This window comes from Ignavibacteriota bacterium, assembly GCA_013285405.1.
Lineage (GTDB): Bacteria > Bacteroidota > Ignavibacteria > Ignavibacteriales > Ignavibacteriaceae > IGN2.
Window position 1 is genome coordinate 1,222,950 of sequence record CP053446.1, and the last position, 13,103, is coordinate 1,236,052.

A 13,103-nucleotide genomic window follows, 5' to 3' on the forward strand; every position below is an offset into this window, starting at 1 on the left:
TGTTAAGGGGTTTCTTTGGATTCAAACTCGTACAATTTAATTTTGTTCCTGCCTCCATCCATCTCCCTTTTAAGTACATTTTCCCACTGAGGATTTTCGAATCTTTCCTGAAGCGTTGGCATAATCTCCAGCTTTAACAGAATCACAAGTTCTTTCTTTCTTATTGTGGTCTGATCAAACCCGGTAAGATAACGAATACCAAATACCCACCATGGAAGATCCTTTAAGAATGGAATTCCATTACGAACTACAAGTTCTTCATTTACAAACAAACCACCGATAGCAGTTTCTTCACCATCCAGCATAATAACCTGAGTAGCTGCTGTTGTCTTTCTGATTTCTGTTGTTAATTCACTTGTCTGGAATGAACTCCTCTCAACAGCAACATCTAAAAGTGCATAATCTAATCCATTTTCCTTATGAACGTAAGGGGTTACAATTATTATTGTTCCGGTTGGAAAGAATTGTTCAGTTGTATTGCCAGCAAAATCTCTTGTTCTTACAGAGAAGTCCGATCCAATTTGAATTTTACCTTCGTTTCGATCTCTTACCACAATACTCGGATTTGAAATTATTTCACCAATATTGTTCTGTTCAAAGAATTTGAATACTGCAGTTGCTTGTCCAAAAAAATCACCTATCTGAAAATCAGATGTAACACCCAATTTAAATTCTGGTTGGAGACCTTGTGAACTCTGCTCACGTGATGTTTCTGTTTCACCTCTTAAAACACCAGCAAGATTAGTTTGTTCGCCGGAAAGCAAAACTCTCCAATCAAGGCCAACTTTTTTTGCTTCGACCAAATCTATTTCGCAAAAGAGAGCAGATATTTTCACCTCTCTTTGAGTTGGGGGAGCATAAGTTTCGGGAGTTCTTTCAAGCTCTTCTTTTGTTTTAGATTTTACAATAATTACATCTTCCTTCATTTCATACTCAAGACCAGCAAAATTAACGATCATAAGAAGAGCTTTATCGTAAGGCATATTAGTAATTTCAATACCAATAGGATCTGTTTTCTGCACAGTTGCGACAATTCCTCTTCCGGAAACACTTTCGCTCACTTTGCTGAGCAATTCAATTGCCTGGTTGAAAGGCAGTGTTTCAGACATGGTCACCAGCTCGTCCGGGTTCTGGTTGGTTTTAAATCTTCGCTCCCAATATTCCTGAGGCGACGCCTGAAGGACGATGAAAATTGATATAACGAAGTAAGCTATAATGTTTTTCATGCTTGTACTCTTATTTTGTATTTAAATTTCTGTCTAATTCAAGGGTTACTTGTTCAATAATTCCACCCTTGTTCAGGATGAAGCTGACTGTGTTATTGTCATAGTCAATTTTTGTAAGGTATCCGAGGTAAACTTGTTCTCCTTCCCAAACTAAGTATGTGCTGCCTTTATTATCAGCCACAAAAGCACCTTCAGGTATAAGCGCCAGCAGTCTGGCTCCCTGAACATCAAGCAGATTATCTACGTTCGGTGGAATTTCGTTTCTGATTAACGGATAGAAGGCATCATAGACTGGTCCGGTGGCAAGATTATTCTCAACATATTCAGCAGGGGCAAAACGATTGTCGGATGAGAAATAAACTTTTGCCTGCATTTCAAAGTTCACTAAGAACATCGGGATTTCTTCCTGTATCTTAACCAGATTACTCAAAGAAACTTTGCTGATTTTCTTGAGCTCCTTGCTTTGCTCGATTGCATAAACCAGTTTATAAAAATCGTTATAGTTGCCCGATCCTGTCAATTTGTATTCGTGGAAGAAAAATTCCTTATCAGGTGTTTGCCCGATGTACTCCACATTTACCGTAGTTTCTCCTGGGAAGTTAGCAACTATGTTATTAACGAAATTATAAAACTTGATGGAAGAAATATTCTGTGGAATATTAAATTTCCGGTTTGCAAGTATTGAGTCGAGCTCTGCAGATTGTTTCTGCAAATCACTATAGCGGTTTTCAAGCTCAACCGGATCATAAACATTTTTATTCAACTCATCAAGTTTTTCTTGTCTTTCTGAAATATCTCCTCGCTGAATGACAAAAAGATAAATGCCGCCAGCAACCAGGATGATAATCAGTAGTGCAAGAACACTAAGAGTGCTAATTAATTTCTTATTCATTTTGGTACTTCTGATTTGAAATTTGGAAATTTAAATTGAACCTGTATGCACTCTTTTCTCTTAACTCTTCGTATATCATACTCTGAAGGACAGCGTCCTGAATAGAATACGCAAAATCTGTAAGAGAACTTCGTGTTAATGAATAACCTTCTGTATTAACTTTATTCCCCTCGTTCGTTAATTTTGATAACCACATATTATTGCTGGTCTGGCAGAAACCCGATACTTGTTTAATAAGTTCCTTCCAGACACCTGTTCCTGCAGCCGCAGAATCTAGTATAGCGACAGTTTGCCCGAAGCTTCCGATTTTGCCTTCCAGGTTAGCTATCTTAACTAATACCTCCTGATTCTGCCTCATCAAAATTGTCTTCTCTTCAATTTTTTTATCAAGTTCAGCTAACTGTTTATTATTATCCAGTACTTTCTGAGTTATAAAGAATGCCGCAACAAATAATAATGGAAGAAGTGCATATCCGTGCCAGGAGAATTGAAATACCTTCTGTTCTTCTTTGATATATTTTGGAAGAATATGCAGTCCCTGATGCTCTTTATTTAATTCATCATAATAATCGAGTGCTACAGAAACCGGAATGCTAAATGCTGAAAATTTTTCTTTTGATTCTTCGTTGAGTGCAGAAAGATCAAGATCATCAAATTCCAAACGGCTGACATTTGCTTCAGGAAAAGTTCCGTAAAAGGATAAAATTATATTCTCGGAATCATCTTCACCACAAACAATAATATTATCAAGTGATGATATTCCTCCGTTTTCCATTTCAAGTAAAATCTTAGAAAAATATACATCGTAAGTATGGAGGTTTTGTGTTCCGATATCAAGCGTTGTTCCGATATGTTTTATTCTTCGTCCCTGAAGGAAAATCAACTTGCTGTATTCTTTCCCGATATAAACGATTAAAGAATGATCATCTGGGAAGAATTTTTTTCGCTTTGCTACATAATATGCAAGAGATATATCAGAACTTTTTATCGTCGGTATATTGTATCCTCTTTTTCCCTTCTGGCGCGCAAGAGAATTTACAAGACTTGCACAAGGAATATTTTCAGTCACAAAAACGGCAAGCAAGGCTTTATCAGAAAGTTCAACATAATCAATGCTGGTTTTGTCAACTGCAATGTTCTTTGACTCAAGTATGTCATTAATTATAGCTTGTTTGAGTTTGGCTGGATTTTCAGACCTCTCCCCTTCATAAAGATGATAGTAAATATTTGGCTCGGCTAAAGCCGGAAGGAATAAATGTTTGTTCAGATTGTATGAACTGAGAGCAGCATTAAGTTCATTCATTCCTGATAAATCGAGCTCACTTTTAGAAGACAGAGACCCTTCTAATCCCTCAAGATCAAGAGATTCTTCTTCTACGCTGAATCCGCCGCCGGGTTTATCCAGGCTAGCTGATTTTGAATGACTGATCGAGGCTGTTTTTATAACAGCGGGCTTACCTGTTGCCGCACTCTTATTAATAACAGCCAGCTTGATGTCATTGCTTTCACAATATATTGAAATTACTGGTTTCATTTTGCAGACAATAATTGGTTTATTCTTGTTTTATTATTTGAATAAGTAATCGCTGTTTCGAGCGATATCCTTTTCTGATCGTATAAACGTTTTAAGTCCTGTTCCATTGTGACCATTCCCATCGGACCACCCTGATTTATCATCATATATATTTCACTGAGATTGTTATTCTTTATGGCAGCTTTAACACTCGAAGTTATAATTAAAACTTCTTTTGCTAATATTACTTTTCCATCCAGACTCGGAACGAGTTTTTGAGAAATAACAGAAACTAATACGTCTGCTAATCTGTTTCTTACTCTTTCCTGTTCATGTGCATCTACTTCAGCAATAATTCTTTCGATAGATTCAGTGGCTGATGAAGTATGAAGAGTTGAAAAAACTTTGTGACCTGTATCGGTTACTTCAAGTGCAGCCATAATTGTATCCGGGTCTCTCATTTCACCGATGATTATTATATCCGGATCTTGTCGTAATGATTGAACAACTCCTTCTTTAAAAGATAGAACATCTCTTCCAACTTCTCTGTGCTTGATCATGCAAAAGTTAGAGCTGTGGACATATTCAATCGGTGCAGCTATTATTATTACATGCGCCGGATCAAATTTATTATGGTAATCAACTATAGAATCCAGTGTTGTTGATTTACCAGAACCTGTAATTCCTGTAATTAATGTTAAACCAAATTTTATGTAATTATGACTAAGATATTTAATTGCATTCTGATGGAAATCTAAAGAAGCAAGAGGACGAATAGTCGTGTTAATTGCTCTCATACTGCATGCAAGAGTATCAAGATCAAAATACGCATCTGCTCTGAATCTTACATTAATTTTCCTGCGTTCATAGAAAAATGTATAACTGAAGTCAAGATTTCTTGTCGCAGCAATATATTTCTTCTGATTGGAATTGAACATATTTGCAATCAGTAATGCGGATTCATCTTCAGTGAATTGAGGAAGGTCCTTTATTCTTTCAAGTTTTCCATAAATCCTCATCCAGATGTAGCCTTCATTACCATGACCACCGATTTCAATATCAGAAGCATCACGCTCAATCATCGAAGTGAGAATTTTATTAACAAACTTTCTTAAAAGTACTGTTTCATCTTCCTTAAGTTTGCCGCTGTTCTCAAGAATGTATGCAACGCGGTCTGGTCCATAGATGGATTCAGGTATCCTTGCACAAAAATCTGATAAAATCTTTTTTTCTTCTTTGACTATCAACTTACAACCTTAATTTTACTTTTAACTCTCTACTCAGTTTTAGTTACTTACATGTTTTATTCCAACCAAAAACATAACAATAGGTCATAAAAACTTCTCTGAAACAGAAAAAATGCTGATTTCTGATAAATTTATAACCACTTGTAAAAAAATTTAACTACCAAAACAACCCAACCTTTTAGTAAAACTTACTTAATTCCTGAAAAAATTAATCTTCAGTTGTTGATGAAATAACTTCTTCGATTGAAGTCATTCCCAATTTAACCTTTTCAAGTCCTGATTCTCTTAAGTTTAGCGTTCCATCTTTTTTTGCTTGTGTTTTGAGTAACTCTTCGTTCACTTCTTCACCGGATTTAACTATCAGGTGTCTTATTTCTTTAGAAAAATAAAACGCTTCATGAATTGCCATCCGACCTTTAAATCCTGTACCACCGCATTCATCGCATCCGACAGCACGATAAGTCTCATATTGCTTCCACTCTTCAGGATTTATTCCCACAGCTTCCAGGTAATCATCATCATGTTCAGTTACTCTCTTTTTACATTTAGAACATAATTTTCTGATTAGTCTTTGAGCTACAATTAAATTTATTGCGTAAGCAATTAAGAACGGTTCAATACCCATTTTAAATAATCTTGATACCGCACTTGGTGCATCATTCGTATGCAATGTGGAAAAGGTAAGGTGACCGGTATTTGCAAGCTTTATAGCAGTTTCTGCTGTTTCTTTATCTCTCATCTCACCGACGAGAACTATATCCGGGTCATGTCGTAATATTGACCTTATTGCTTGTTCAAAATTCATCTTGTAGCCAATCTTCAATTGACGTGCACCTTCAATAACATACTCCACAGGATCCTCAACAGTAAGTACATTCACTTCTGGATTAATTACCTGGCAGAGTGCTGCAACAAGCGTTGTACTTTTTCCACTTCCGGTTGGACCAGTAAGAATAACCATTCCCTGCGGCTGGTTAATTGCTTTAATGAATTTCTGTTTTGCAACACCGGTCAGACCCAGTTTTTCAAGATCTTTAATAACTTTTCTATCATCCAGTATTCTTATAACTACACTTTCAAATTTGTTTTTAAGTTCTGTACCAACCATCGGGAGAACCGATACTCTGAACCTGATTATGTAGTTATCAATTGCTCTCTGAATAAAACCATCTTGTGCCATTTCACGTTCGAACCTATCCATACCTTTTCCACGATCTTTAACAACTGCAATTACTGCTTCAGGTAAAGTGTTCTCCTGAACATGCCACAAACGTAATGTTCCGTCAATTCTCATATATATTTCAGTACGATGACCGCTTCCGGGAATAAAGTGAATATCGCTTGCCCCTTTGCGAACTGCTTCTACTAATGCACCTTCTACAAGATTTATCAACGCACTTTTATTTATCTCAGCATCGAGTTCATCTTCGTCGAGATCCTCCCTCTCTTCAGTAGGAATCAGATTCTCGTAGTCGTCTGAAATGTTCTGCAAGAATTTATTTTCGGGTGGGAAAAGTTTTTCAATTAACTGGTCATAATCTTTTTTCTTAATGAAGATTACTTCTGTTTTTTTTGCATTCAGCCCGAAAGCAACTTTTTGGACATTTTTATTTGTTGGGTCAGTCGAGGCAATTATCAGTTTGTCTTTTATCTGCTCATCATACATAAACGGAATAATGTTTTCTTTCAACATTATTTCTTTAAGTTCTTCGCCCCCGCTTTCCACTATACTGCGAATTGAATCGAGTTGATTCGGCTGGATTGTTTGCAAATCTATATCAAGTTCCCTGAATGCGTAAAGAATTGCAACTTCTCTGAAAATTACATCGTGCTCATATTTAAAATCATCTACAAGTATCTGGGCAAGATTTCGTTTCAACTTATTACGATCATTAAACTTTGCATTCAGTGCTTTGTCAAGCGTTGACGCATCAATAATACCTTTCTTGAAGAGCAGATAACCTATTTTGTCATTAATTTCCAATTTCGTCTCTATCATTTAGTGCCCGTTACTTCCTTAATTTACACCAGGCGTTTTTGGTCTTACAGTTGCTGTTTCCGCAGATACCAGAGTCAACGCAATCATGATTATCATAATTATCATTGCAATTGTAACCTGGATAATTTCGATGAGGTTCTTCAGCCGAAAAACCGTTTCACTCTCATAGTAATTTGCTAATTGAAGAGCTGTGTTCTTTATTGTTCCCGACTCTTCGCCAGAGTGAATTCTCGATATAGCTGTCTCGGTAAAAACACCTGAGGCTTCAAAAGCATCTGTAACTCCAACACCTTTCTTGAGCATTAGTGGTATCGCTATATTTTTAATTCTTTCTTCGAAATACCTGTTACCAGTAGCTTCTGCAGCAATCCTTATTGGTTCAATGCTTTCTGCTGAGCCATGATAAAGAGTGTAAAACACGCGACAAAATACTTCAATCAATGTTTTGTGAATTAGGCTTCCGATCACTGGAAGTTTTAATATGTATTCATCAAAAAGAAGTCTGCCTTTCTTAGTCCTGCTGAACTGAAATAAAGCTATAGGCGGTACAAAAATCAACGCTCCGATCAGAATCGGGTTTGCAACTAAAAAATCACTCATTTTGAGTGTAAATGCAGTCATCGGTGGTAATTCAATACCAAAACGAACGAATAATTTTGCTGTTTCAGGGAATATATAACCAACATAAAATAATACTGCAAGGAAGAGCACAAACAATGTAACCATAGGTGTAATAAGTGCACTTCTTAAACTCTTTCTGAACTCTTGCCTTCTTTCAAGAAATTTTGCAGTTGCAAGATATATCTCGGTCATATTACCACTCTTCGATGCAAGCCCAAGCATATAAGCAGTGAACTTACCAAAAATATTCTGATACTTTAAGAATGTTGCTTCAGAGTCAGCACCTTTTTTAAGATCATTTCCAATTTCTTTTAGAGTATTCCGCAACGTTGCATTCTGGGTATCATTGGTTAGCAAAGTTAGAATTTCTCCGTACCCAAGTTTCTGATTTAAAAGTTCAGCGCTAATTTTTACGAATGTAACGATCTCGTTGTTTGGTGGTTTTCGTTGAAAGTCAAGGAGTTTTTTATTTACTGACAGAACATTATATCCAAGCCTCGTCAGTGCTTCTTCAACTTCTTTTTTACTGAAGGCTTTTTGTTCACCGCTTATAGGTTTTTCTTTTCCTTTTCGTACCCTGTACAGATAAGTAGATTTTTTCTGAACGTCTGCAAGTTTAAGTCTGTTTTTTTCAACAAGTTTTTGAATTTTCTTTTTCCCCTCTAATGCAGTTGCAGCCGTAACTGTCCCGGATATAGGCTGACCATTAGACTTTTGTGCAGTGAATTTTAACTCAACCATTTACCACTCAAATTTAATTTAATGAAAGTTTTGATGTTGCCGTCAAATTTGGTTCCGAAAATTCTTTTGATTTTTCAACTAAATACTAATCTTTTGTTTTTAATTAAATGGTGTATCCAAGTAATAAAGAGAGTTTGCTGTAAAAAATACTTTCAGCAGCTACTGGCTGGACAACTGCTTTTCGGAGAGTTTTGAACAGAACAGGTGAAGTTCACCTAAAAGGTGAGCCTCACTTTTGATACGGAGATATGCCAGATTTAAATCGCCGAGGCAGATTAGCATATCTTGTCTTTGTGCAGGTCGTTTTGATCTCTAAGGAAGAGGTTTTTCTTGCCTTGTTAAATCTTATGGCAAATCGAGGAAATATAGCTTATCTTATTTGAGTTTTTAAGGAATTATTAACAATTTAGAATTTCGTCTCGTGCCCAATAATTTCCTGGTTATTCAACTCAACAAGGTTACAATCGTTAAAAAGTTCTTCTATTTTTTCTATATTGGCAAGAATCAAGTCGCAAAGTTTATTGTTCGTAATGTTACCGGTTGTAATTATTAGCAGTCTTTGTGGATTTTTCTGAAGATAAAAAGAGTTTAAGAAATCTGTGTCTTTCGTAGTAACTATCCTTTTTTCTTGCTGTGCTATATCACGAATTTCCTTATCAGTTGTTTTTTCTTTACGTGGCAAATTATCTGTATGGATAACATCGTGCCCTTTTTCTTTAATTAGCAGTGAGAGCTTATAAAGCAGTTGAGCATCTATAATGAACTTCACGCTAACACTGCACGGATAGATTTCACCTTAGTTAACCTCGAAGCAAATTGCAAACACGCTTGTATATCTTCTTTCTCAATGGCAGGGTAATCCGAAATTATTTTTTTGATCGTCATTCCGGCAAAAAGTAAATCTAATATCATTTCAACCGGATATCTCCTATTGCGTATTGTTGGCTTATCGTGACATATATTCTGGTCTATTGTAATCCTTGATAAATAATTTCCCATTTTTCTGTCTCTAATTATTCTATTTCAAAGCTACACTTTTCCAAAGTTGTTTGCAATGATTCTAAGAAGCTTTGCAGGTCGTTCCGATAGAGCTTGATTTATTTCTTTTATTTCCTTCTACAAACAGATCGTTCCTTCGGAACTCATAACTTTTTTTTTCTGTGCTCAGTATAATTCAGATTAATAAATTTGTGTTAGTCTTGCACATCAGCCTGTGAAATTCGGGTCTTTTTAGATTTGCCGATTTAAATCTGCCTAGGCGGGTTGTCATATCTGCTTATCTTTTAAAAATAAAAAAGGGCTGCATTTAACTGCAACCCTTAATTAGATAATACAGATTTGATTATAAAATAACTTCGTTCTTTATTACTGAATAGCTGTAGTTATCGAACTTGGAGTTACCGAGGTTTCAACTGTCCAGCCATAACCTTGTCCAGTAGTTGGTGTTCCTTCAATTACGAGTAATGAATCACTTGTTGATGTAACCTCATAGCTTCCATTAGCAGTTGTAACTAATTTTGCTGGTATCTCAAAACCATTATCATTCGGACCTCCATCATTAAATGTATTTCCGCCACCACCCATTGATAATGGCTTCTTATAGAACTGCTGTGCCATCGCTGCAAGGTTTGTACAATCTGATACTACACCATCTTTTGCTGATTCTTCAGCATTTGCATTGAAAAGATTTATACCTACAACAACTGCGATACCTACTATGATAACGCCAAGAACGATTAAGAGAAGCTGTTGCTGACCCATTTTTTACTCCTTTGTTTGTTTGTGTTTAGTTAGTTATGTGTTTTTTAATGAACTTGTTAATTAATAATCGTTGTGTACATTTCATCAGGTGTAACAACTGTTTCGACTTTTATTGAATCATTACCCGTTACTACTTCACTTCCTGTGCCAACTATTCTGATTTCTCCAGCCTGTATATCTGCTGTTAAAAAATTTCCATTTGCTGTTTGCACCATTTGTGAAGGAATGATAAAACCTTCGAATGATTTTCCTCCCCCTCCAATTTCCGCAGGTTTCTTATAATATTGTAATGCCATAACCCCGAGACTAGTTGTTTCTTCAATCAATATGTCTCTCTTTCCTTCAATAGCATTTGCTCTAAATAATGTAATAGAAATAGCAACAGCGATTGCTATTATTATTAGTGCAAGTACTATCATTAAAAGCTGTTGTTGACCCATTGTTGTTTAATTAAATTATGTTTTAATTGTTGAATAGTAATGAGTAAAAATTATGCCATCAGGTAGAAAAACTATTCTTCAGCAAAATTTTCAACCACAAAAGCCGTCATTGCTGTCAAGGTAATATCTACAAGTAAAGTTTGCTAACACTATTTGCTTTACTGCGGCGGCGCATTAGAAATTATTAGGATTTTGTAATTAAGACAATTTTTTCATAACTAATTGATTAATTTTTAAATACTTTGAATTTGCATTTATGAATGATTGTTAATTTTTACCGGTTCGACTTTCGGCATTATTAAAAAATAGCAGAATTACCCGGTGGTAAATGTAATAGTTACGGAGAAAGGAAAAATTGAAATGAAAAAAATTTTTACTTGTCGATTTTGACGCCGACATTACTGTCCATTAATTTTGTAAGAACTTTGTTGTCGGATCTATTTCACGAAGTAGTAAAAAAAATACCTGTTAAATTATCTTAATATGCAATTCCCTCAACTGTTCTTCGTTTACTTCAGACGGACATTCATCCATTAAAGAAACTGCGCTCGCTGTTTTGGGAAATGCAATTGTATCTCTTATTGAATCAACTCCAGCAAACAATATTACCATCCTGTCAAATCCGAATGCAATCCTACTGCGACGTGGTCACTATTTGTTTCTAAACCGATATTGAAAACATTGAAATTTAAACTAATTATTTATGGTCTTCAGATTTTTCTTATAATTAATATTGATTGAGTCTTTTGCAATTGCTTTTTCAAAATAAATTTTGGCTGAATCGGGAATACCATTTTTTACATAAAAAACTCCGAGGTCATTATTGTAACCTGCATTATCAGGAAAAACATCTATGGCTATTTTCATAAACTTAATTGCAATATTAAATTCCTTAGCTTGTGCATAATAATATGCCAGAGCTGATGTCAAATCAGCTTTTTCTCTTTTACTTTTCAAATCAATCGCTAAAAATTTTGATAACCAAACATCCGCTTTAACTTTTTTACCCAACTTCAAGTAATTTTTAATAAGATTTACAACGGTAACGGGGTTATCCTTATCAATATTTATAGATCTTTCCAATACATCATTTGCTTTTATTAGGTCACCAGTCGTTTCAAATGCCAAGGCTGCTTTGTAATAGTATTCGGTATTTTCTGGTTTTATTCTTATTGCGTTTTCTGCACAATGTATGGCTTTATCATACATCTTATTATCAAAATAATAAAACCCTAATCCCATCCAATAGGTTGCTCTTTGAGGATTTTTTTCAATAGCCGCACTCCAGTATGTTAATCCGCTTTTATAAACTTGATTATTCAAAAAAGTAAATAGAGATAAATAGATAAAAATTGATGTTCCTAATACTATTATGACAGGCTTACTTAGAGAAACAAATATCTTTTCAATAATCACTGCATAGGAAATCATAATTCCGAATAATGGAAGATACATACGACAATCAATATAATTAAACTCCCCATCGTCAGCATTAACCCTTACAAAAAGTGTTGGTAAAACAATTATTAGAAACATTAGAAATCCAAACATAAAAATTCTGATTCGATTATCCTTCCTGTTAAGAATTGTGTATGTTATTAATAAAACAAGTAACAGAGATCCGATTAAAATTAACGTGGTGTTTTTATTTGGAAGTGGATCAATATATAGGAAATAACCTGTCTTAGCCAAGTATTCAAAAAGGATATAAATATTCTGAATAAATGAATTAAAGCTGATCTCTTCTCTTACATTTATAGATGCAACGAAGCTCCTTAAGCAAAAATAAACAATCGCCGGTATAAAGAAATAAAGCAATAAATAAATTCTATTCCATTTAATGGATTTATTTTCATTGTGAATTATTTCAAATAGTAAAATTATCACCGGGACAAGAATCCCAGCTTCTTTTGATAGCATAGCAAAGAAATAAGCTATCAAACTAAGTGAAAAATAAAAGTTACTTCTTGTCTCCCTGTATCTCAGATAAAAGTACAGACTCCCAACGGCGAAAACAGCAAGAAGCAGGTCATTTCTTCCAACTATCCAGGATACAGCATTAGTATTTAAAGGATGAATTGCAAAAATTAAAGTGGTGATAAGAGATACCTTATCGTTAAACCCAATTTTAGTTAAAATTTTGAATAGTAAAAGTGAGACTATAATATGCAGGATAATGTTTGTTAAGTGATACATCATAGAAGATTGTCCGGCAATTGCAGTATCAATTATAAAACTGGTCATCACTATTGGACGATAGTAATTATCATACAGATATCCATTTACAAAAGTAGATGGAATATCAAAAAGACTATTAATTTTTTCATATTCATCAAAAACGATCAGATTATCATCTATATAGGTAAAATCAAACCAAAGATTGTGAATATAAAACAGTAAAATAATCCCCACTATAAGAAATTGTGGCGAGTATTTTATCAATATTGATTTGGGTGTCTCTGCCTCATTCAAACCATTTGAGTTAATCATAGAAAATGATTTATTTCAAATTTATTTTTAAAATACTGAACATATATAATCAATCGTCAGAAAAGAGATTTTAACTGCCTCTCTGTAATTTTTTCTTTGAGTTCATGATAATAACTAATAGAATAAATATCTAGCTATTTATAACATTTTTTATACCAATTTCACTGATATGA

At 34.7% G+C, this 13,103-nt stretch carries 12 protein-coding genes; all 12 read right to left on the reverse strand.

What is annotated here, in order from left to right; all coding sequences use genetic code 11:
• Positions 1-2: 2 nt before the first annotated feature.
• Entirely contained in the window at positions 3-1,226 is a 1,224-nt protein-coding gene (locus HND39_05260) for a hypothetical protein (protein ID QKJ95732.1), read from the reverse strand.
• A gap of 10 nt (positions 1,227-1,236) precedes the next feature.
• A complete protein-coding gene (locus HND39_05265) occupies positions 1,237-2,118 on the reverse strand; it encodes a hypothetical protein (protein ID QKJ95733.1) in 882 nt (293 codons plus the stop codon).
• Positions 2,111-3,652, reverse strand: a complete 1,542-nt coding sequence (locus HND39_05270; GenBank protein QKJ95734.1) for a hypothetical protein — start codon at positions 3,650-3,652, stop codon at positions 2,111-2,113. Before HND39_05270 ends, HND39_05265 begins: the two co-directional genes overlap by 8 nt.
• Positions 3,649-4,878: a PilT/PilU family type 4a pilus ATPase gene (locus HND39_05275; GenBank protein ID QKJ95735.1), complete on the reverse strand. Its 1,230-nt coding sequence runs from the start codon at positions 4,876-4,878 to the stop codon at positions 3,649-3,651. The genes HND39_05270 and HND39_05275 overlap by 4 nt, the downstream gene beginning before the upstream one ends.
• 208 nt (positions 4,879-5,086) lie before the next feature.
• Positions 5,087-6,877 (reverse strand): type II/IV secretion system protein, encoded by a 1,791-nt coding sequence (locus HND39_05280; GenBank protein QKJ95736.1) that lies wholly within the window; start codon positions 6,875-6,877, stop codon positions 5,087-5,089.
• A gap of 18 nt (positions 6,878-6,895) precedes the next feature.
• Positions 6,896-8,239: a type II secretion system F family protein gene (locus tag HND39_05285; protein QKJ95737.1), complete on the reverse strand. Its 1,344-nt coding sequence runs from the start codon at positions 8,237-8,239 to the stop codon at positions 6,896-6,898.
• A gap of 406 nt (positions 8,240-8,645) precedes the next feature.
• Positions 8,646-9,008, reverse strand: a complete 363-nt coding sequence (locus tag HND39_05290) for a DUF5615 family PIN-like protein (GenBank protein ID QKJ95738.1) — start codon at positions 9,006-9,008, stop codon at positions 8,646-8,648.
• Entirely contained in the window at positions 9,005-9,238 is a 234-nt protein-coding gene (locus HND39_05295; protein ID QKJ95739.1) for a DUF433 domain-containing protein, read from the reverse strand. Before HND39_05295 ends, HND39_05290 begins: the two co-directional genes overlap by 4 nt.
• Before the next feature lie 366 nt (positions 9,239-9,604).
• Positions 9,605-10,000: a hypothetical protein gene (locus HND39_05300; protein ID QKJ95740.1), complete on the reverse strand. Its 396-nt coding sequence runs from the start codon at positions 9,998-10,000 to the stop codon at positions 9,605-9,607.
• 56 nt (positions 10,001-10,056) lie between these two features.
• Positions 10,057-10,440, reverse strand: a complete 384-nt coding sequence (locus tag HND39_05305; GenBank protein QKJ95741.1) for a hypothetical protein — start codon at positions 10,438-10,440, stop codon at positions 10,057-10,059.
• A 468-nt stretch (positions 10,441-10,908) separates the two neighbouring features.
• A complete protein-coding gene (locus HND39_05310; GenBank protein QKJ95742.1) occupies positions 10,909-11,052 on the reverse strand; it encodes a hypothetical protein in 144 nt (47 codons plus the stop codon).
• An 81-nt stretch (positions 11,053-11,133) separates the two neighbouring features.
• Positions 11,134-12,930 carry a tetratricopeptide repeat protein gene (locus tag HND39_05315; protein QKJ95743.1) on the reverse strand — a complete coding sequence of 599 codons (1,797 nt, stop codon included), beginning with the start codon at positions 12,928-12,930 and terminating at the stop codon, positions 11,134-11,136.
• Positions 12,931-13,103 lie beyond the last annotated feature (173 nt).